Origin of the sequence: Stappia sp. (assembly GCF_965276915.1) — a bacterium.
GTDB lineage: Bacteria > Pseudomonadota > Alphaproteobacteria > Rhizobiales > Stappiaceae > Stappia.
In genome coordinates this window covers 1938825-1960023 of the sequence record NZ_OZ255709.1, presented here as the reverse complement: position 1 = coordinate 1960023, position 21199 = coordinate 1938825, and the positions used below count along the sequence as shown (strand labels likewise).

Annotated in this window: 15 protein-coding genes; 4 read left to right on the top strand and 11 right to left on the bottom strand. The window is 68.8% G+C overall.

The annotated features are described in order from the left end of the window. Positions 1 to 18 precede the first annotated feature (18 nt). The 3 genes from ACQY46_RS09190 to ACQY46_RS09180 all read right to left on the bottom strand — a co-directional run bounded on the left by ACQY46_RS09190 (position 19) and on the right by ACQY46_RS09180 (position 6766). Complete coding sequence (locus ACQY46_RS09190; protein WP_428699944.1) at positions 19 to 3534, bottom strand: AAA family ATPase; 3516 nt, start codon at positions 3532 to 3534, stop codon at positions 19 to 21. Continuing rightward, positions 3531 to 4778 (bottom strand): metallophosphoesterase family protein, encoded by a 1248-nt coding sequence (locus tag ACQY46_RS09185; protein WP_428699943.1) that lies wholly within the window; start codon positions 4776 to 4778, stop codon positions 3531 to 3533. The genes ACQY46_RS09190 and ACQY46_RS09185 overlap by 4 nt, the downstream gene beginning before the upstream one ends. 146 nt (positions 4779 to 4924) lie before the next feature. After that, positions 4925 to 6766, bottom strand: a complete 1842-nt coding sequence (locus tag ACQY46_RS09180; protein WP_428699942.1) for a glycosyltransferase family 2 protein — start codon at positions 6764 to 6766, stop codon at positions 4925 to 4927. A 324-nt stretch (positions 6767 to 7090) separates the two neighbouring features. Here ACQY46_RS09180 and ACQY46_RS09175 point away from each other — a divergent pair, with 324 nt between their 5' ends. Then, positions 7091 to 7981, top strand: a complete 891-nt coding sequence (locus ACQY46_RS09175; protein ID WP_428699941.1) for a transporter substrate-binding domain-containing protein — start codon at positions 7091 to 7093, stop codon at positions 7979 to 7981. On the opposite strand, the gene ACQY46_RS09170 is transcribed toward ACQY46_RS09175, so the two are convergent. Next, on the bottom strand, positions 7952 to 8803 hold the full coding sequence (locus ACQY46_RS09170) for a sterol desaturase family protein (protein WP_428699940.1): 852 nt from the start codon (positions 8801 to 8803) through the stop codon (positions 7952 to 7954). The two genes, ACQY46_RS09175 and ACQY46_RS09170, sit on opposite strands and share 30 nt — an antisense overlap. 177 nt (positions 8804 to 8980) lie before the next feature. Between ACQY46_RS09170 and ACQY46_RS09165 the strand changes: the two genes are divergently transcribed. Next, the gene (locus ACQY46_RS09165; RefSeq protein WP_428699939.1) at positions 8981 to 9634 is read left to right on the top strand and encodes an alpha/beta family hydrolase; all 654 of its coding nucleotides are present in this window, start codon (positions 8981 to 8983) and stop codon (positions 9632 to 9634) included. A 212-nt stretch (positions 9635 to 9846) separates the two neighbouring features. Here ACQY46_RS09165 and ACQY46_RS09160 read toward each other — a convergent pair whose 3' ends face one another. Both ACQY46_RS09160 and ACQY46_RS09155 read right to left on the bottom strand, forming a co-directional pair. Further along, a complete protein-coding gene (locus tag ACQY46_RS09160; RefSeq protein ID WP_428699938.1) occupies positions 9847 to 13275 on the bottom strand; it encodes an efflux RND transporter permease subunit in 3429 nt (1142 codons plus the stop codon). 2 nt (positions 13276 to 13277) lie between these two features. Next, a complete protein-coding gene (locus ACQY46_RS09155) occupies positions 13278 to 14675 on the bottom strand; it encodes an efflux RND transporter periplasmic adaptor subunit (RefSeq protein ID WP_428699937.1) in 1398 nt (465 codons plus the stop codon). Between the two features lie 340 nt (positions 14676 to 15015). On the opposite strand from ACQY46_RS09155, the gene ACQY46_RS09150 reads away from it, so the two are divergent. Beyond that, the gene (locus ACQY46_RS09150) at positions 15016 to 15312 is read left to right on the top strand and encodes a hypothetical protein (protein ID WP_428699936.1); all 297 of its coding nucleotides are present in this window, start codon (positions 15016 to 15018) and stop codon (positions 15310 to 15312) included. A gap of 10 nt (positions 15313 to 15322) precedes the next feature. Here the strand turns inward: ACQY46_RS09150 and ACQY46_RS09145 are convergent, their stop codons facing one another. The 3 genes from ACQY46_RS09145 to ACQY46_RS09135 are packed head-to-tail and all read right to left on the bottom strand — an operon-like array spanning position 15323 to position 18445. Next, complete coding sequence (locus ACQY46_RS09145; RefSeq protein ID WP_428699935.1) at positions 15323 to 16306, bottom strand: Hsp33 family molecular chaperone; 984 nt, start codon at positions 16304 to 16306, stop codon at positions 15323 to 15325. A 7-nt stretch (positions 16307 to 16313) separates the two neighbouring features. Continuing rightward, positions 16314 to 17246 (bottom strand): ornithine carbamoyltransferase, encoded by a 933-nt coding sequence (argF, locus tag ACQY46_RS09140; RefSeq protein ID WP_428699934.1) that lies wholly within the window; start codon positions 17244 to 17246, stop codon positions 16314 to 16316. Then, complete coding sequence (locus ACQY46_RS09135; protein WP_428699933.1) at positions 17246 to 18445, bottom strand: aspartate aminotransferase family protein; 1200 nt, start codon at positions 18443 to 18445, stop codon at positions 17246 to 17248. Before ACQY46_RS09135 ends, argF begins: the two co-directional genes overlap by 1 nt. Before the next feature lie 481 nt (positions 18446 to 18926). Between ACQY46_RS09135 and ACQY46_RS09130 the strand changes: the two genes are divergently transcribed. Then, positions 18927 to 19472 carry a GcrA family cell cycle regulator gene (locus tag ACQY46_RS09130; protein ID WP_428699932.1) on the top strand — a complete coding sequence of 182 codons (546 nt, stop codon included), beginning with the start codon at positions 18927 to 18929 and terminating at the stop codon, positions 19470 to 19472. Positions 19473 to 19630: 158 nt separating this feature from the next. Here the strand turns inward: ACQY46_RS09130 and phoB are convergent, their stop codons facing one another. Together phoB and phoU are read right to left on the bottom strand one after the other, a co-directional pair. Continuing rightward, entirely contained in the window at positions 19631 to 20329 is a 699-nt protein-coding gene (gene phoB / locus ACQY46_RS09125; RefSeq protein ID WP_428699931.1) for a phosphate regulon transcriptional regulator PhoB, read from the bottom strand. Positions 20330 to 20460: 131 nt separating this feature from the next. After that, on the bottom strand, positions 20461 to 21171 hold the full coding sequence (phoU, locus tag ACQY46_RS09120) for a phosphate signaling complex protein PhoU (protein WP_428699930.1): 711 nt from the start codon (positions 21169 to 21171) through the stop codon (positions 20461 to 20463). Between the last annotated feature and the right edge of the window lie 28 nt (positions 21172 to 21199).

The following is a 21199-nucleotide window of genomic DNA, read 5'->3' as shown; positions in this document are numbered from 1 at the left end:
CCGGCATCGGGCGGTCCTTCAGAATTCCAGCAGGTCGAGCCGGTCGCCGAGCTCGCGCCGGGCGATGTCGACGACGCTGGCATGGTGGGTGAAGAGGATCGGCTGGATCACCTGTGACTGGCCGGCGAGCGTGCGCAGGCCGGCGGCGGTGCGGGCATCATCAAAGCTCTGGAAGAGATCGTCGCCGATGAAGGGCGCGGCCTCCGCCCGCCCGGCATAGTCGGCGAGGAAGGCAAGGCGCAGGGCGAGATAAAGCTGGTCGCGGGTGCCCTCGCTGAGGCCGTCAAGACCGACCGTCTCGCCGCTGGCGCGGCGGGCGAGAAGCTGTGGCCGGTCATCCTCGCCGAATTCGCGCCGCAGGCCCTCGAAAGCGCCTTGCGTCAGCGAGGCGAAGAGCTCCCCGGCGCTGGCCAGAAGCGGATCGCCCTGGCGGGCGCGGTGATGCTCCAGCGCACCTGACAGCAGCAGCGAGGCAAGGCGGGTGACGAACCACTGGCGGCCAAGCTCAACCAGCTCGGCCTCCGCCGACAGGCGCTCGAAGGCGGCCTTTTCCGCGCCCTCGCCCGCTTCCGCCGCCTGGCGGGCGGCGCGTGCCTGCTGCAAGTGGCCATGCGCCTCCTTCAGCGCGTCGGTGCGGCTCTCGCTCTCGCTGCCGAGAACGGCAAGCTCGACGCGGGCCGCCTCCGGGTCGAAACCTGACAGTTCGGCGGCGACATCCGCGCGCGCCTCGCCTTCCGCCGTCTCGTCGAAGAGCGCAAGATCCCCGGCAAGGGCGCGGGCGAGCGTGTCGCGCTCGGCAAGGCGCTCGGCAAGGCCCGGCAGATCGGCATCGCGCAAGGCTTCGGGCAGGCCGGCCACAATCGCGGCCCGTGCAGCGGCCGCTGCCTGATGCGCGCCTTGCGCCCGCGACAGCGCCTCGCCGGCGCGCTGCAGCGTCTCCTCCGCCCCTTCCGCGCGGGCGAGCGCGACGCGTTCGCCATCCAGCCGCGCCTGCAGTTCCGCAACAAGCGCGTCGGGCGCTGTATCGGCCAGGCCGTGTTCAGCCAAGCCTGGGATGAGGCGGACGGCAAGCGCACGCGCTTCAGTGGCGAAGATCTCGTTGTCACGCAGCATGCCGCGCACCCGGCCGGCGCGGTTGTCGCGCTCGCGCAGGGTCGCGGGCAATTCCCGCCAGACGCCGAGCAGCGCCTCGGCGGCCTCGATCTCCATGCCGGCGGTGCCGCCGACGGCGACAAGCGCCACGTCGAACCCCTCGCGCCACTGGCCGAGCGCGGCATCGAGCACTGCCGCCCGGCCCTGCGCATCGGCAAGGCGGGCGCGCGCATCCCCGATCCGGCCGGCAAGGCTGCGCCCCTCGTGGAACGCGGCGCCGCGCGCCTCCAGCTCCTCGGCCACACGGCGGTGCAGGAGAGCAACGTCCTCGGTCTCGTCCGCCGTCAGACCGAGAGCGGCGGCAAGGGTGGCAAGTGGCGGGCGAATGCGCGTCGCGGCAAGCCCGAGCGCGGCAAGCCGCGCGGCGATTTCGCCGGCCTGTTCGCGCTCCTCCAGCAGCCGGTCGACGGCGCGGCGCCACTCGATCATCGCGGCAACGCCGGATGGCTCGATGCCGAGCGGTGCGAACAGCGCCTTCCAGGCGGCAATCGCGTCCGCCCGCTCGCCGGAAAGGCGCTCAGTCTCGGTTTGCGTTGCGGCCTGCTGGCGGCGGAACTCCGCGCGCCGGGCGGTGTCGGCGGCATGGCGGGAGACCCGGTCGGCCTCGGCAATCGCCCGGTCGGCAAGGCTGTCGGCGGCGTGGACAAGACCGGCAAGATCATCGCGCAGCGGCTGGCGGGCGGCAGCGACATCCGCCTCCACGAGACGGGCAAGGGCCGCATCGCGCGCGGCGCGGGCGGCGAGAATCCTCTCCGGCGAGGGCATCTCCTCGCCGCGCCCGGTCTCGGCGATGGCGATGTCGAGACGGGCGATTTCCTCACCTTCCGCAAGGCGGCGCCCGGCATTGCGGCGCAGGTCCTCGGCAAGCTCTTCGAAGCGGGCGCGGTGCTCGCCCATCTCCTCCACGCCCGGCAGGCGGGCGGCGGCAAGCGCATCCGCATCGGCGACCGGTTCGGCCAGCGGCGGCGCGAGACGGGCGGCCTGCTCGGCGACGCGGCGGCAAAGGCGCTGGTGCTCTCCCGACAGGCGGTCGCGCTCCTCAAGCGCGCGGATGTCGGGGGCAAGGGCCGCAAGCCGCGCCCGCAAGGGGGCCGGATCCTGCGGCGGGGCCGCGCCCGCCTGCCGTTCCAGTTCGGCGAGCGCCTTCTCCTCGCGGGCAAGCACCGCGACAAGATCGGCGCGCTCGCGGCGCAGCTCGCGGCCCTCGGCAAGGCGCGCGGCCAGGTCGGCAAGGGCGGCATCGCCCGGCTGCAACGCGCGCAGGGCCTCGCTCTCGGGGGTCGAGGAACCGCCTTGCCCGAGACGGTCGAGAAGCGCAAGCAAAGCGCGCTCGAACTCCTCTGCCTCCCCCTCGATGCGCGGCAGTTGCTCGCGGCGCTGGCGATAGGCATCAAGCCTTGCATGCAGCGCGGTGATCTCGCCGCCGGCGGCCAGCAGCGTCTCGTCGACGGCGATCGCGCTCCGCCGGGCGAGTGCTTCGTCGCGGGCGCGGGTCGCCTCGTCGAGGGCATGCCGCGCGCCCTCGCAGGCGGCCATCGCGGCGCGAAGCTTCTCCGACAGGCCGGCGGGCAATTCGGCCAGATCGGCGAAGGCGGCAAGCTCGTCCTCGGCGCGGCCGATGCGGCTGAGGAGCGGCAACAGGGCGAGCAGCTTGCGCAGACTTGTGGCGCGGCGGCCGGTTTCCGTGAGCGCCGCCTCGGCCTCGGCAACAGAAGCGGCGGCGGCCTCGACCTCGGCATTGAGGCGCTTCCATTCGGGCGCGCGCAGGGCACGGTCGCGCTCGGCGCGGCGGGCGACATCGTGGCGGTCGAGAACCTGGTAGATCTTGCGGTCGCGCGAGGCGCGCGGGGCAAAGAGCGCATCGGCCTCGGCCTCAAGCGCGCCGCGCAGGGCGTTGAGCCCGTGCAGACCGGAGGCGGCGGCGAAGACCCGGCCGCCGTCCTCGCCCTCGCCGTCGATGAGGGCGTCGCCGCCTTCCTTCAGCCGTGCGGAATCGAGCCCGAAGGAGAGCCCGAAAACCTCTCGCGACAGCCCGCCGAGGAACGGCGCCAGCGCATCGTCGCGCAAGGGGGCTTCCGCCTCGTCGTCGGAAAGCAGCGTGTTCTTGCGGCCCTTGCGGCGGCGGAAGGCAAGCTCGCCCCCGTTTGAGGCGCGCAGGCTGGCGGCGACCCGCAGGTCCTTGCCCTCATGCAGGAAGTCGTAGCGCGGCGCGTCGCGCTTTTCGGAAAAGCCGAAGAAAAGGTCGGAGATAGCCGCGAGCGCCGAGCTCTTGCCGGCCTCGTTGGGCCCGTAGAGAAGATGCAGGCCGGCACCGGGCCGAAAGCGGAACTCCCGGTCGGTCAGGGCACCGTAGCGGATGAGGTGAAGGCGCTCGATCCTCACGCCTGCCCCCCTTCCGCGATCCGCTCGGCCAGCAGCAGGCGCGCCTCGGCGAGCAGCGTATCGAGGTCCTCGCCGAAGGGCGCGGCCGGATCGACAAGCCCAGCCAGCTTGCCGGCCAGCAGGGCGAGCTGGCGCTGCGCCTCGGCGCGCAGTTCTTCGTCCCCGGAGGCTTCCTCGATCAGAGCGCTCAGGTCGAGGGCCGCGTCGCCGGCAACCAGCGGTGCGATCTCCCCTTCCGGCCGAAGGTCGAGCTGGAGTTTCTCCAGCCAGGCCTCGGTTGCCAGATGGCCGCAGAGATTGACGATCTCGTCGGTGAGCGTTGCCCGGTTGGCGATGGCCCAGCCTTGCAGGGACGTGCGGCCGAAAAGACGGACGCGCAGGGCGAGCGGGCGCCCCTCGCCCGCCTGCAGTGCCTCGCCGATGGCGGCTTCGGCGGCGCGCAGCAGCGCCGGCAGGTCGCTGGCGGTCGAGACGTCGACCTCGACCCGGGCAAAGCGCGCCTCGTCGACGATCAGCCGCTCGATCCCCGCGACAGCCCCCTCCTCCACATGGACGAGGACGGCCCCCTTCGCCCCCGTCTCGCGGATGCTGCGGCCCTGGATGTTGCCGGGAAAAATCACCGGCGGGTCGGCATGGACTATCTCGTGGGCGTGGACATGGCCGAGCGCCCAGTAGTCATACCCCTTCGACAGCAGGTCGTTGAGCGAACACGGGGCGTAATCGGCATGGGGCGGGCGGCCGGTCAGCGAGGTGTGCAGCACGCCGATATTGAGATGACCGGCGAGGGCCGGCGGATAGGACAGCGCCAGATTGTCGGTCACCTGCCTGTCGGCGAAGCCCTGACCGTGCAGGGCAACGCGCAGGTCCCCGATGACATGGGTCTGCGGCTTGCGGGTGTCGAAACTCGCGACATTGTCCGGCAGGGTGACGGACTTCGTGACGACGCTTTCCGCGTCGTGATTGCCGCGCAGGACGAAGACGGGAATGCCGGCGCGGCCAAGGCGGGCCATCTCGCGGTTGAAGAACAGGCCGACGGAATTGTCCGGCCAGGGCCCGTCATAGACATCGCCGGCGATCACCAGGAACCGCGCGCCCAGCTCGATGGTGCGGGTGACGAGCGAGGCGACCGCCTGGCGGGTGGCATCGCCGAAGCGTTCGGCCATCGCGGGATCGCGCGCGGCAAGGCCGGCAAGCGGGCTGCCCAGATGAAGATCGGCCGCGTGAACGAAGGAAAAGGACGCCAAGTGCCTGCCTGCCGGTTCGTCATGACCGCTGCCGCCGGTGAGGCCGGAGCAAAACGGGAATCGCCGCGTTTCGGCGGCCTCTCGTCTCCTGTCTATCGCGCGCACGGACAATGCTCAAACCCGCTGTTGCGCACGTCGCCTGTGCCTCACCTGCTTCCAGGGGCACGGCGCGGCCGGCGGGCAAGGCCGTGCTCGGTCTTGCTCCAGTTGTGCGGTTGGCGGACGAGGTCGATCACCGCCGCGTAGAAGGCAAGGCTCTGGGCCAGCCAGTAGACCGGGATGAGCAGCAGGTCGTGCAGGGCCGGCAGGCGGTTGCGGGCCGCCGAACCGCCGATCGCAAGCAGCGTCATGCTGGCATAGCACAGCACCACGCTGACGCCGGCGAGCGTGAAGGTCACGCCGGTGAGCGCATCGGCATAGAATTGCAGATCGGCAAGACCCGAGCCGTAGAGCAGCAGGATGGCGACGAAGACCGGGTGCGCGGCAAGCGTCACCACCATGCCGAGGAGGTAGACCAGAAGCACGGCAAGACGGGTGCGGCGCATCTCGCCGGCAAGAGCGAAAGGATCGCGCAAGGTGACGAGAAGCGTCTGCAGCCAGCCCTTGAGCCAGCGGGTGCGCTGGCCGTGCCAGGCACGCCAGGTGAGCGGCGCCTCCTCGAAGGTGGTGGAGGCAAGCATCTCGAGGCGGTGGCCGGCGCGGCAGAGGCGAATGGCGAGATCCGCGTCCTCCGTCACGTTGTACGGGTCCCAGCCGCCGACCGCGACAAGGGCGGCGCGGCGAAAGTGATTGGACGTTCCGCCGAGCGGAAAGGGCCAGCCGCGCGCCGCCATCCAGGGCAGAAGACAGTCGAAAAGACCGGAATATTCCAGCAGGAACTGGCGGGGAAAGAACCGCGCGCTGCGATGATCGATGGCCAGGTGCGCCTGCAACGCCGCGACGCCAACGGGCAGTTCCGCAAACAGCGAGGCGGCAAGGCGGAGCTGGTCCGGCTCGGGCCTGTCCTCCCCGTCATAGACCGCGACGATCTCGCCGCGCGCCTGCTCGAGCCCGTGCGTCAGGGCGCGCGGCTTGGTGCGCGGACCGGCGCCGCGCACGGTGAGGATGCGCATATGGGGGAGAAGTTCGGGCGCCAGCGCGGCGGCCGTTTCCGCATCGTCCTCCTCAAGCAGAAAAAGGATCTCCAGTCGGCCCTGCGGATAGTCGAATGCCGCCAGATGGGTGACAAGGCTGCGCGCGACACGGGTCTCGCGGTAGAGCGGCACGAGCACCGTATAGGCAGGCAGCTCGACACCGGAAAGCAGCCGGGCGGGCGAGCGGGCCCTGGGGCGCGACACGCCGGCGAGCGCGCGCACCGCGCCAGGCAGCATGCCGAGCACCGTGACCGCAACGGAGAGGGCGACACCCATCATCTTCAGCGACAGGAAGTGACCGGCCGCAAGCGCTGCAAGAAGCGCCGTACCGACGGCGACCTGCTGCGGCGTGAGCCGGCGGCGGGCGCTCAGCGCGGGTTTTTCGACGGCAAGACGCAAGGCCGGATCGGCCGCGCGGGCGGCACCGGCGATCGCGGCGGGAGTGGCGATGCGAAGACGGCGGGCCAGATCCGGCGCCCGCCGCAGCAGCGCGCGGATCGCCGGCACCGTCTCGGGAAGCGGGGCCAGCACCACGACGCGCTCGCCGAGGGCGTTGCGGCCGCAGAAGACCGGCCCGGCAACTCCGGGCGGCAACGGGAAGCGGGCCGAGAAATCGGCATGGAACGCGCCTTCGGGCAGAAACGGCAGGTCGAGGCTCTCGGCAAGCGCGCAATAATAGGCCTCGGCCGAGACCAGCCCGCGCTCGACGGCAAGCCGGGCAAGGCGCACGGGCGAGCCCCCGGCACGCCCGGCCAGCCCGTGCAACAGGGCCACCGGCACGCCCCGCCGACCCAGCAGCGCGATTTCCGGCGGCAGCGTCACGCGATGCCGCGCGGCCCCCCGGACAGGCTGCACGGACGTTCCGCGCCGTATGGTGACGGTTCGGCTGGACGAGCCCGCATGGGCATGTGATAGAATCGACCCGATATCCGGAACGGCTGCAGGTTCAGGGCCGGGACGCAGCGTCTCGACCATCAGCCGGGCCGCCGGATCCGATGCGACGGACACCGCAGCCGGTGACGCGGCTGCAAGCAGGCACGCCCTGGCAGAACTTGCGGCGACAGGACTTGCAGCGACAGGACTTGCAGTGACAAAGGATGCCCCGGAAGACCGGACAGCAAAACAACCGGCGCCAGCGCCCCCATGCAGCCTGCCCCCCGACAAACGGCCAAAATGCTGATGCGATTTGATAGCAGAACCCTCGTCTTTGCAACCCTTGCTTTCATTTCGGTTGCATTCAGCCCGATTTCCGCGATCCGCCCGGCGGCCGCGCAGGATCTAGGGCCGCTCGCCCCGAATGCCGATGCGATGCCGGTAACGGTGCCCAACTTCTGGGACCCGCGCGGCATCGGCGACCGCCCGCTGATCGAGCCGGAGACGATCCGGTTCCTGGCGAGCGATGATTTTCCTCCCTTCTCGTTTCGCGACGGGACGGGCCGGCTGACCGGCTTCAACATCGATCTGGCACGGGCGATCTGCGAGGAAATGAACGCGGCCTGCTCGCTGCGGATCAAATCCTTCGACGCGCTGGTGCCCGCGCTGGTGCGCGAGGAGGGCGACGCGATCATCGCCGGGCTTGCCCTGACCGAGGCAAACGTGAAGACGCTGCGCTTCTCCGACCGCTATCTCGGCCTGCCGGCGCGCTTTGCGGTGCTGAAAGGCAAGGAGGTGGACCCGACGCCGGAGGGACTGGCCGGCAAGCGTATCTCGGTCGTCGGGGGAACCGTCCACGAGGCGTTCCTGAAGGCGTATTTCGCCGATGCGGAGATCGTCGCCTATGAAGGTGCCACGGAGGCGCGCGCCGCGCTCGGCACCGAAGAGGCGGCCGCCCATTTCGGCGACGGGCTGTCGCTGTCCTTCTGGCTCAACGGCACGACCTCGGGCAACTGCTGCACGTTCGTCGGCGGGCCGTGGATCGAGCCGGGCTATTTCGACAAGGGCATGGCCATCGCCTTCCGCGCCGACGACAGCGTGCGCCAGGCGGCTGTCGACCACGCGCTCTATCGGCTGCAGGTCGACGGCGTCTATTCCGAGCTCTACCTACGCTATTTCCCCGTCGGTTTTTACTGAGGCCGCGGCCTCCGGAGATGGCACCTCCGTCGCGGCTTCAGGCCGGCGGAACGGCAGCGCCAGCGACCAGAGGATGCCGGTCGGCCCCTCGTGCTGATACTCCGTCAGGCCGATCACCATGCCCTCGTGGCCGTCGCGCGGCTGGTCGGTATAGGTGGCGAAGATCCGGTCCCAGACGGCAAGGTTGAAGCCGTAGTTGGAATCCGTCTCCGCGCGGATGACGGAATGATGCACCCGGTGCATGTCCGGCGTGACAACGAGAAGCCGCAGCCAGCGGTCGAGAGCGAGCGGCAGGCGGAAATTGGCATGATTGAACATGGCCGCGCCGTTGAGCACCACCTCGAAGACCAGAACCGCCCCGGCCGGGATGCCGAAGGCGAGCACGATGGCCGCCTTCCAAAGCATCGACAGCACGATCTCCAGCGGATGAAAGCGCAAGGCCGTGGTCAGGTCGATGTCGCGGTCGGCGTGGTGCATCTTGTGGATGCGCCACAGCAGCGGGATCTTGTGCGAGGCCCAGTGCTCGAGCCAGACGCCGAAGTCGAGCAGCACGAAGCCAAGCATCGCGGCAAGCCAGAACGGCAGGCCGGCCAGCGCGAACAGGCCGTAGCCGCCGGCTTCCGCCCACAGGGCAACGCCCACGGCGGCCATCGGGAAGACGATCCTGAGCACGGCGGTGTCGGCGGCGACAATGGCGAGATTGGTGGTCCAGCGGCGGGCGCGCGAAAAGATCAGCTCGCGGCGCGGCAGGACAAGCTCGAACAGCGCCATCGCCGCGAAGATACCGAGAAACAGCAGCAGCCTGACCGTCGCTTCACTCATTCCTGGCTCCCGCCTTCGTTGCCCACGGGCCCTGCCCGCCCGATGATGCGTGTCTTCGCTCCGGCTTGTCAGGGGCGGATTTACCCCTCGCAGGGACGAGCCACGCTTGCACCTTACCCCATCCCGTGGGATAGGCGGTCGCAACGAATTTCAACAGATCGCGACCAAAGGCCACGCATGACCGAGCTTCTCTGGACCCGCCCCGAAGGCGACACGCCGGCCGTGGCGACGCTGCTGCTCGCCCATGGCGCCGGCGGAACGATGGATTCCGGCTTCATGAACCGTTTCGCCGGCCACGCGGCGGCGGCCGGGCTGGCGGTCGCCCGGTTCGAGTTCGCCTACATGGCCGGGCGGCGCAATGGCGGGCCGAAAAAGCCCCCGCCCAAGGCGGAACTGCTCGTCAGCGAATACCAGGCGGCGCTGCAGGCGGTGTTGGCGCAGACGAGCGGGCCGGTGCTGATCGGCGGCAAGTCGATGGGCGGACGGGTCGCCGCGATCCTGACGGCCGGCGGATCGCTGCCCAAGCGCGTCGCGGGCGTTCTTTGCCTTGGCTATCCGTTCCATCCGCAGGGCAAGCCCGACGACTGGCGCATGGCCCCGCTGGAAGGCGCCCGGCGGCCCGTGCTGATCGCGCAGGGCGACCGCGACGGGTTCGGCAGTGCGGCGGACCTGGCAGACAAGACCCTGCCGGAGCATGTGCGGATCGACTGGCTGGAAGACGGCAATCACGACCTTGCCCCGCGCGGGGCGTCACCGGCGACCTGGGACGGCAATCTGGCGCGGGCAGCGTCCATGGCGGCGGAGTTCGCAAAGCAGTTGTCAGCCGCGTAGTCGCCGGCAACGCAAGATTTCAGACGCATTTTCACGACGCGCGGCGCTGCGCGCCCGCTGGAAAATGCGTCGCCGGCGACCTGGGACGGGAACCTCGCCAGGGCGGCGTCCATGGCGGCGGAGTTCGCAAAGCAGTTGTCAGCCGAGTAGTCGCCGGCAACGCAAGCTTTCTGACGCATTTTCACGACGCGCGGTGCCGGAATTGCGGGTTGCTACTCCGCCGGAACGCCGCCGCTTCCGGACATGCGGGCGGGCGGGCCGGAGACGTCTTCGCCCGGGCCCGGACGTGGCGCACGCGAAGTCGAGAGGAGCCGGGCGATATCGTCGCCAATCCCCATCAGGGCCGGCACGAGGACGAGCACCAGCACGGTCGCCGTAGACAGTCCGAAGACGATGGTGATCGTCATCGGCATCAGGAACTTCGCCTGCAGGCTCGTCTCGAACAGCAGCGGCGCGAGACCGCCAATGGTGGTCAGCGAGGTGAGCAGCACGGCACGCAGGCGGTCCTGCGCCGAGGACACCGCCGCATCGGCGACCGACTGACCCTCCTTGATGCGGTCCTCGAAGCGGTCGACCAGAATGATCGAGTTGTTGACCAGGATGCCGGAGAGGCCGAGCAGGCCGATGAAGCTGAGGATGGTCAGGTCGTAGCCCATCATGTAGTGGCCGAAAACCGCGCCGACGGCCCCGAACGGGATGATCGACATCACCGCCAGGGGCTTGAAATAGCTGGCGAAGATCGCCGCAAGGATGATGTAGATCATCGCCATCGCCGCGACCGTGCCGAGCTGCAGGTCGGAGAAGGCGGCGCGCCGCTCCTCCTCGCGCCCCGAATAGCGGTAGTCGGCGCCGTACTTGCCGGCGATCTCCTGCATCTTGCCGGTCTCCAGGTCCTGGACGATCTGGATGTTGGAGGTGACGTCGGCATCCACATCGGCCGAGACGGAGATGGTGATGCGGCCGTCGCGGCGCTGGATGACCGAGAAGCCCTGCCGGTCGGAGAGGGTGATCACCTCGGTCAGGGGCACGAAACTGCCGCCCGGCGCCTTCAGTGCGAGGTCGCGCAGCGCGCCGCCGCCGCCAAGCTCCAGCTCCTGCTGGACGCGGATGGTGATCTCCTCCTCGCCGCGGGCAAAGCGGCGCGGGATGGTGCCTTCCAGGGCCGATCGGATCTGGCGGGCGGCGTTCTCCACGGTGAAGCCGAGCGCCCGGCCGCGCGGGCTGAGCTCGATGACCAGCTCCGGCTTGCCATAAGGCAGGTCGTCGGCGACCCCGTCGACGCCGGGATAGGCGGTCAGGAGTTCCTGCAGCTCGAGCGAAGCCTGTTTCAGGGCGGTGATGTCGTCGCCCATCAGGCGGATGTCGAGATCGCGTCCCGGGGGGCCGCCGCGCCGCTCGAACACGGCGACGCGCTTGGTGCCGGGAATGTCCGGCAGGGCCCGGCGCCAGGCCTGGACGACCTCCGGCGTGCGGATGCTGCGCTCCTCCGAAGCAGTGAGCTGCACGTCGATGCTGGCGACGTTGTTGCCGCGATTGTAGCCGGACTGGCCGAGCGTCGCGTAGGAGGCGACGACGAGCTTCTCGCCGTTTTCCGCCGTCAGCCGCTCCTCCGCCTGGCGCAGCGCCGCATCGACCCTGAGCAGGGCCGCCTCGGCATCCTCGATGGAAATGCCTGCGACGAAATCGACGGAGGCGCGGATGTTCTCCGCCTCCGGCGAGGGGAAGAAGCGGAAACCGACATGATTGCCGCGCATCAGCCCGGCGGTGAGCAGCAGGGTGGCGACCGCAACGGCGACCGTGACATAGCGCCAGTTGTAGGCGGCGCGCACGAGGCCGCGGAAGGGAACGTCCCGGGTCCAGCCGAAGCCGGCGTCGAAACCGCGCCGGAACCAGCCCGGACGTTCGTCATAGGGGCTGCGGGCGCGCAGGCGGCGCAGCACGAGGAGCAGGAACTCCAGCGCCGCGGCGAGGAGGAAGAAGAGACCGAGCACGACGGTGTCGAAGGCGATCTCGCCAAGGCCCTCGCGGGCGGAACGGGCAGGCACCGCCAGCCAGTCGAGCCAGGGCGGCACGGCGATGTCCGGGCGTCCGGCAAGGCCGATGACGAAGAGCGCCGGCGCACCGGCGAGAAGCACGACCCGCCACCAGCTCCACGACGGCACGCGCGACAGCGAGTGGGCAAGGTGGCCCGGCAGCACGAAGAAGCACTCGACGATGCTGGCGATCACGACGGCGATGACGACCAGCGGCAAGGCGCCCATGATCTGGCCGATCGTGTCGCCCATCAGCATGATCGGCAGGAAGGCGGCGATGGTCGTTGTCGAGGCTGCGACGATGGGCCAGAGCATGCGGCCCGCCCCCTCCTCCGCCGCGGCGTAGGGGCTGTCGCCCATGGCGACGCGGGTCGCGGTGTGCTCGCCCACGACAATGGCGTCGTCGACAATGATGCCGAGCGTCATGATCAGCGCGAAGAGCGAGATCATGTTGATGGTCTGGCCCGAGATCCACATGATGCCGATGGTCGCCAGGATGGCGACGGGAATGCCGGCCGCCACCCACAACGCGATGCGCGCATTGAGGAAGGCGAAGAGCACGATGACGACGAGGAAGAGACCGGAAATGCCGTTCTCGACCAGGATCATGATGCGCTGGCTGAGGCCTTCGGCGCGCACCTCGTACTTGACCAGTTCCAGCGATTGCGGCAGCCGCGGCCCGATCTCGGCGAGGTAGCGGTCGAGAATGGCGTTGACCTTGAGCTGGTCGGCCTGGGCGGAGCGCTCGACCGTCAGCTCGACAGCCCGCATGCCGTCGGAATAGCCGATCACCTGGTCCTTGTCGTAGGAGCGGGAGACCTCGGCGACGTCGCGCAGCTCCACCTTCTCGCCGCTGGGGAACGACTTGACGACGATGCGGCTGATCGCTTCCGGCGAGGTGGTGTCGGCGACCGCCCTCACCTGCCGCTCGACGCCGCCCTGGAGATTGCCGGAGGGCAGGTCGCGGGTGTTGGCCGCGACGCGTTCGGAAATGTCGGCGAGCGTCATGTCGAGGCGGCGCAGCTCGCGCTCGGGAACCTTGACGACGAACTCGGTGTCGCGGAAGCCGTTGAAGGTGACCTTGTCGATGCCGCGCGCGATCAGGTCGTCGCGGATCTGGCGGGCATAGCTTTTCAGCGCGTCCTCGCTGAAGGGACCGCGCAGGGCGACGCGCGCCACCCGGTCGAACCAGTTGGCGAGCGAGATGCGCGGGGTCTCGGCGTCCTCCGGCAGCGTGGTCACGCCGGCGATCGCCTGCTCCACGTCCGACAGCGCCTTCTGCATGTCGGCGCCTTCGAGGAACTCCAGCCGCACCGAGGCCGATCCCTCGCGGGCGTAGGAGATCATCTCGTCGACATTGTCGATGAAGCGCAGCTCCGGCTCGACCGCCTGCAGAATGTTCTTTTCCACGTCCTCCGCGCTGGCGCCGGGCCACGAGATGGACACCGAGATGCGGTCGATGACGATCTGCGGGAAGAATTCCGCGTTGAGCCGGGCCAGGCCAAAGGCGCCGAACAGGATCATCAGCACCATGACCAGGTTGGCCGCGTTGTGGTGCCGCAGGAAATGGCCGATGACGCTCTTGGGGACGTAGCCGGTGTCGCGCATGGTCACTGTTTCCCGCCGGCGGATGCCGGCTTTTCGCCGCCCGAGGCGCGGTTCGACGGCTCGGCGACGAGGATGCCCTCGCCGGCCTGGTCAAGACGGGTGGCGACCAGTTGGTCGCCGTCCCGAAGATCGCCGCGCACGATCAGCTCGGTCCCGTCGAAGGCGACGACCTCAACATCGCGCCGCACGGTGCGGCCGTCGACGGCGACGAACACGTGGTCGGTCCCGTAGAGGGCACCTTCGGGAATGCGTGCGGTGCCGGGATAGGTGCGGTCGTCAAGGCGAACCTCGACAAAGGCGCCGGGTCGCAGCACGGTCTGGCCCTCCGCCACGGTGACGTGGGCGTAGACGTCGATGCCGCCGCGCTGGAGCGCCACATCGGCGCCGATGCGCCGGATCTCGCCGGAATAAGTGACGGGCGTGCCGCCGATATACCACAACACCTCGACCGGGCGGCCGACGACGGTGCCGCTGTCGGCCAGGATGCGGCCATACTGGTTGTCGGACAGGGTCAGGCGCACCTCGAGCGCATCGCGGTCATAGAGCGTCGCGACCACGTCGTTGACGCCGACGAGCCGGCCGATGGCCGCGTTCTCGGATCGCACGACAGCCGAGAAAGGCGCTTTCAGCACTGTGTCGGCAAGGTTTTTCTGTGCCTCTTCAAGGCGCCATTCGAGCCGCTCGATCGCCGCTTCCTGCTGGGTGACCCGGGCGGTCTCGACGGTCAGCGCATTACGCCGCTGCTCAAGCGCCTGGGCGCGCTGGGAGACGAGCAGCCGGCGCTCGTCGAGGGTGCGTTCGGTAACCGAGCCGCTGTCGCGCAGCTGGGCAGCCCGCTCCAGGTCGCGTTCGGCAAAGGCAAGCTGCTCGCGCGCGCGCTCGACATTGCCTTCCTCCGTGGCGACCCGGCCACGCGCCTCGACAAGCACGGCGCGGGCCTCGGCCAGGTTGGCGCGGGCCTCGGTGACCGCACCCTCGTACTGGAAGCGGTCGATGGCGACGAGCTCCTCGCCGGCGGTGATCACCGAACCGGTCTCGAGCAGCGGATTGACACGGATGATCTCGCCGGCGACGAGGGTCCGCAGCTCCGCCGTGCGCGCCGCCAGGACTTCCCCATAGAGAGACAGGAGCGGTGCGTGATCGCGGATCCCGACCGGTTGCAGCTCGACGATATAGGTGGTCTCGCGCGCCTGGCGGACGGGGACAGGGTCCTTGGCGAGGATCAGCCGGGACATGCCCTGATAGGCGAGGCCAAGGACGGCAAGCGCGACCAGCGCCTGAAGCAGGGCCTTCATCGCCAGGACGCCGATGCGCCTGCGGGAGCGCGCCCGGGGCTGCGGCCGCTCGAAGGCGACATCGCCCTTTGGCGACTGCGAGACGTCCGCGACGGATTTCAGCATGACACTCTTTTCCACTCGCCCTTTGTCCACTCGCCCTTTGACCACTCGTCCTTTGTCCACACGCTGGTGTCCACTCGCCGGCTTTCTGCACGCGCCCGCCCCTTTATAGGGGGACGGTCGCGGACTGGATTGCTACGCGCATGCACACTGCGCCGTTCGAGACTATCGAAGCGGCCGCCATGGCTTGCAAGTTCAAGAGTGTATCAAAATGTGGCCGTGCGGGGCGCTGACGCTTTCCGCGACAAAGTTGCGCCCGTTGCAGCAGTTTGATCCAGCGCATTTCGCGGTTGCGCGAGCGCGATCAGAATGAGGTCTGACGTTGACCAAGGGGGATACGCGCATGACGAAGAACCATACCGCACCGGACCCCGATGGCAGACCCGAAGGCAAGGACAAACCGGATCCGCTCACCGAGCAGACAGGTCGCGGTTGGATGAACCCGGTCGGCCCCGACCCGGTCCTCTACCCAGATCCGCCCCCTGCGACCGCTCCTGCACCGCTGCCGCCGAGCCCGCCGGCGAGCGGCACCGTGCCGATCGCGTCCGGACCTGCGGAGATCGGATCAGGAACCGTCGAGGTTGGATCAGGTACGGTCGATGTCGGCTCCGGCACGCCGACGCTGCCGAAGGCAGAGTGAGGCGGCGGCGTCAGAACTCGCCGGCCTCGTAGTCGTAACGGGTGTTGCAGAAGCGGCAGGTCACCTCGATACGGCCATCGACCGTCATGTCGGTGCGCTCCTCCCCGGTGAAGCCCTTCAGCATGGCGCGGATGCGCGTGTCCGAACAGCGACAGCGGTCGGCGAGAGGTTGCGGAGCGAAAACGCGAACGCCGCGCTCGTGGAAAAGCCGGAAAAGCAGGCGCTCGACACTCATCTCCGGATCTCCGAGTTCGGAATCCCGCAGTGTCTCGACCAAAGCGCGGGCCTCGCGCCAGGCGTCGTCCTCCTCGACGAAATGCTCCCCGGCACCTTCCGGAGCATCGCCGGGCGGCAGGTCGGCCTGCCGCATGCGTTCCGGCGCGTCGGGCAGGAACTGGGCAAGCACGCCGCCGGCAAGCCATGAGTGACGCGGCGCGGCGCCCGGCTGCCGGTCGAGCACCTCGCCAACGGCAATGCGCACCACGGTCGGGATCTGTTCCGACTGGGCGAAATACTGGTGCGCCACCTCTTCCATGGTGGTGCCGTCCAGCGCGACGATGCCCTGGTAGCGGTTCATCGCCGCGCCCTGGTCGACCGTCATCGCCAGATGGCCGCGACCGAGCAGCGCCGGCGTATCGGTGGCGCCGCGCGCTTCCGCCTCGGCGACAGCCTCGGCGTCGAACTGGGCGCATGCGCGCAGGCCGTCCGGCGTCTGGAAATCGACGACCAGCATGGAGACCGGACCGTCCGTCGTCGTCTGCAGGGTGAAGCGGCCCTCGAACTTCAGCGAGGTGCCGAGCAGCGCGACAAGCGTCGCCGCCTCGGCCAGGAGCCGCGAGACGGGCGCCGGATAGGCGTGCCGGTCGAGGATGCGGTCGAGCACCGGGCCGAGCAGGACGGCGCGACCGCGCACGTCGAGCGGCTCGACGGCGAAAGGCAACACGGCATCGCGCCCGGCCGGGGCGACACCGAGCCGTTCAAGTTCGTCCTGCATGCTCATCTCATGCGCCCTGCAACGCTCCGAAGCACCAGGCAAGAATGCCCTTTTGCGCGTGCATCCGGTTCTCCGCCTCGTCGAAAACGACAGACTGGGGGCCGTCCATCACCTCGGAGGTCACCTCCTCGCCGCGATGGGCGGGCAGGCAATGCATGAAGATCGCCTCGCGGTCGGCCTCGCCCATCAGGCGTGAGTTGACCTGGTAGGGCTTCAAGAGGTTGTGGCGGTCGCCATCGTCGTCGCCCATCGACACCCAGCAATCGGTGACGACGCAGTCGACACCCTTCACCGCCTCGAACGGATCGTCGGTGACGCGGATCTGCGCGCCGGCACGGCGCGCCGTGGCGATCAGCTCCTCGGGCGGGGCCAGTTCGCCGGGCGTTGCGATGCGCAGCTCGAAATCGAACTTGGCAGCCGCATGGACCCAGGAGGCGAGCACGTTGTTGCTGTCGCCGGTCCAGGCAACCGAACGACCGGAAATCCTGCCCTTCTTCTCCTCGAAGGTGAGCACATCGGCCATGATCTGGCACGGGTGGGTGCGCTTGGTCAGGCCGTTGATCACCGGCACGGTGGCGTGCTCGGCCAGCTCGCGCAGGGCGTCATGGTCGAGGATACGGATCATGATGGCGTCGACATAGCGCGACAGGACGCGGGCGGTGTCGGCGATGGTCTCGCCGCGGCCGAGCTGCATTTCCGCGCCGGTCAGCATCAGGGTCTCGCCGCCGAGCTCGCGCATGCCCACATCGAACGAGATGCGGGTCCGCGTCGAGGGCTGCTCGAAGACCATGGCGAGCACGCGGCCGGCAAGCGGGCCGTCTCCGGACACGCGCACGGGACCGCGCGCCTGCTTGATGCGCCGGCTGCCGTCGAGAATGAAACGAAGGTCCTCATCCGCGACATCCGTGAGGTCGAGGAAATGGCGTGGCTGAATGGTCATTACTCGGCAGCTCCCCGCTCAAGTCCGCTTTCCATGGCGGTGGCCGCCTGCTCGATCCGCGACACGGCCTCCTCGATCTCCGCCTCGGTGATCGTCAGCGGCGGCATGATGCGCAGCACATTGTCGCCGGCCCCGACGGCCAGGACGCCCGCCTCGCGGAAGCGGGCGAGAAGATCGGTGTTGGTGACCCGGCACTTGAGGCCGAGCATCAGGCCCTTGCCGCGAATATCCTCGAAAATGGCCGGATGGCCGTCGACGACGCCGGCCAGCTTCTGCTTCAGCAGCAGGCCCTTTTTCTGGACCTCCTCGAGGAAGCCGTCGGCAAGAACCACGTCGAGCACGGCATTGCCCACCGCCATGGCGAGCGGATTGCCGCCATAGGTGGTGCCGTGGGTGCCGGGCTTCATGCCGGAGGCCGCCTCCTCGGTCGCAAGGCACGCGCCGAGCGGGAAGCCGCCGCCGATACCCTTGGCAACCGCCATGATGTCCGGCGTGATACCGGCCCATTCATGGGCGAAGAGCCTGCCGGTGCGGCCGACGCCGGTCTGCACCTCGTCGAGGAGGAGCAGGATGCCGTTGTCGTCGCACAGCTTGCGCAACTCGCGCAGATACTCGGTCGCCACCGGCCGGATGCCGCCCTCGCCCTGGATCGGCTCGATCAGGATGCCGGCAGTGGTCTCGCCGATGGCGGCAAGCAGCGCCTCGTGATCGCCGAAGGGCACCTGGACGAAGCCGGGCGCCTTGGGGCCGAAGCCCTCAAGATACTTCTCCTGCCCGCCGGCGGCGATGGTCGCCAGCGTACGGCCGTGGAAAGCCCCCTCGAAGGTGATGATGTCGATCCGCTCCGGCTCGCCCTTGGCATAGAAATAGCGCCGCGCCGTCTTGATCGCGCATTCCAGCGCCTCCGCGCCCGAATTGGTGCAGAAGACGCGGTCGGCGAAGGTTGCCTGCGTCAGCTTGCGGGCGAACTCCTCCTGGCCGTCGATGCCGTAGACGTTGGAGACGTGCCAGAGCTTGCCCGCCTGCGCCTCGAGCGCGGCGACCAGCGCGGGATGGCAGTGGCCGAGAGAGTTCACCGCGATGCCGGCGGCGCAATCGAGAAAGCGTCGGCCATCAGCGGTCTCCAGCCACACACCCTCGCCACGCGCGAACGAAAGGTTCGCACGGCTGTAGGTCTGATAGAGAGATGACGCTTCCATGTCCGTCCAGCTCCTCGTTGCGGGCCTTTCGCCCGGATCCGCGTCCGGGTCACCCGGCTCGCGGTCGAAAAATGCCGGCGATGCCCGTGCGGGCCCGCCTCCCGTCCCGCCCCCGGCCGCCTTGAAAAGGACGGGCCTGAAAGCAATATGCCGCCCACGAGAGGCGGCACGACCAGGAAGCCCCGTTATACACCTCGCAGGCGCGAGAAAGTCAACGGTATTGGCGTGCCCGGCAACCACCGGAAAAGGCCGGCACCGGCTGCTTTCCTGGGGAAAACCGGATCAATCCCCAGGTGAATCGGGTCTGCGTCTTGCACTCAAAACGCGGCATATTGTAGTTTCCAAATTAACAAATACGACATCTCGTGTAACCGACTCACAAAAGCCTCAAAATCCGGCAATGAGCGGGGCGCCCCTACGGTGTGCCGATAACCTTTTATTAACCAGATGTCGGAGCCCGATCCAACACGGAGTCATGCGCATGTCCTGGACAAGCGAACGCGTCGACCTTCTCGCCAAGCTCTGGAGCGATGGCCTGAGCGCCAGCCAGATTGCAGCCGAGCTCGGCGGCGTGACCCGCAATGCGGTGATCGGCAAGGTGCACCGGTTGGGCCTCTCGGGCCGCGCCAAGGCGCCCTCCAACAGCCAGAAGGCCCGCAGCAAGCCGGTGAAGACCGCCGGCGGCCAGGCCGAGGCGGCTCAGGGCGGCGAGACGCAGCCGCAGGCCGGACCGCAGACGATCGGCGCGACGGCGCTGAAGATGGAGACCGCTCCGCAGGCCGCTCCCGCACCGCGGGCAAAGCCGGTCGCCGAGCTGGTGCCGATCGCCAAGCGGGCGACGATCCTGACGCTGACCGAGCGGACCTGCAAATGGCCGATCGGCGACCCGACCAAGGACGACTTCTACTTCTGCGGCCACCAGTCGACCCCGGGCGTGCCCTATTGCGCCTATCACTGCCGCATTGCCTACCAGCCGGCGAGCGACCGCCGCCGCGACCGCAGCGCCCCGACCGCTGCTATCGGCTGACCTTCAAGGCCGGGCGAAGCGCCCGGCGACACGCCCGTGAAAAAGCCCGCCGGCGGTCACCGCGGCGGGCTTTTTCACGGGCGTTTTCGTGGGCGGCAGGTGGCCGCAAGAGACAGACGCGGAGCGCGCCGAAGCCCTGTCCCGACGTGCCGGGACCCCTACGAGGCTGCGGCGAACTGGTCGTTGAAGGCGTAGCCCGCACCGCGCACGGTGCGGATCGGGTCCGGCGACTTGCCCCGGTTGATCGTCTTGCGCAGCCGCCCGACATGGACGTCGACGGTGCGCTCGTCGACATAGACGTCATGTCCCCACACGCCATCGAGAAGCTGTTCGCGCGAGAAGACACGGCCCGGCGAGGTCATCAGGAACTCCAGCAGGCGGAACTCGGTCGGCCCGAGATGGATCTCGCGGCCCGAGCGGCGCACGCGGTGGGTCTCGCGGTCAAGTTCGAGATCGCCGGCGCGAAGCTGCGAGGAGACGACCTCGGGCTTGGCGCGGCGCAGCATCGCCCGCACCCGGGCCATCAGCTCGGGGATCGAGAACGGCTTGACCACGTAGTCGTCGGCACCGGTGGCGAGCCCGCGAATGCGCTCGGACTCCTCGCCCCGCGCCGTCAGCATGATGACAGGCAGGCGTTCGGTCTCGGCGCGCGAGCGCAACCGGCGACACAGCTCGATGCCGGACAGGCCCGGCAGCATCCAGTCGAGAAGCAGGAGATCCGGCTGGCTTTCGCGCAGGCGGATATCGGCCTCGTCGCCGCGCATGCAGGTCTCGACCGAGTATCCCTCGGCCTCGAGATTGTAGCGCAGCATCATGATCAGAGGTTCTTCGTCCTCGACAATCAGAACCTTCGGCATTCCAGGTAACCTCGTTCACCCGACCCGTCCGGTTGGCCGGCGGGGCATTCCCCGCCCCGCGGCCTCCGGACGTTCTTGTCACTTGATGCGCCGGCCCCGGAGGGGTCTCCCGCCGGCGCCGTTTTCGCGCCTCAGGAGGCGGCGCCGGCCTCGACACCGGTCTCGTCGACCTTCTGGCGCTCGTCGGTCGGCAGCACGCCGGTCGACATGTAGATGACGTTCTCCGCGATGTTGGTCGCGTGATCGCCGATGCGCTCGATGTTCTTGGCGCAGAACAGGAGGTGGGCGCAGATCGAGATCTGGCGCGGATCCTCCATCATGTAGGTGAGCAGCTCGCGGAAGATCGAGGTGTAAAGCGCGTCGACCTCGTCGTCGCGATCACGCACCGAGGCGGCGGCAACCGCGTCGCGGCTGCCATAGGCATCCAGAACATCCTTGAGCTGCACCTGGGTGAGCTCGACCATGTGCTCGACGCCGAGCGCGAACTTCTTGGAATCGAAGCTGCCCTCGATGGCGATGACGCGCTTGGCGATGTTCTTGGCCAGATCGCCGACGCGCTCCAGGTCGTTGGAGATGCGCATCGCGGAAATCACGTCGCGCAGGTCGCTGGCGACCGGCTGGCGGCGGGCGATGATCAGGATCGCCTGCTCCTCGACCTCGAACTGGAGCGCATCGACGCGCTTGTCCTGGGCGATGACGCGACGGGCCAGTTCCTTGTCCATGCGCACCAGCGCGGAAATGGCATCGTTCAGCATCACTTCGGCAAGACCGCCCATTTCCGACACGCGGCCGGCGATCTCCTTCAGCTCCTCGTCAAAGGAGGACACGGTATGTTCGCTCATGTCTCTTCTCCATCGGGCGTTCCCGCCC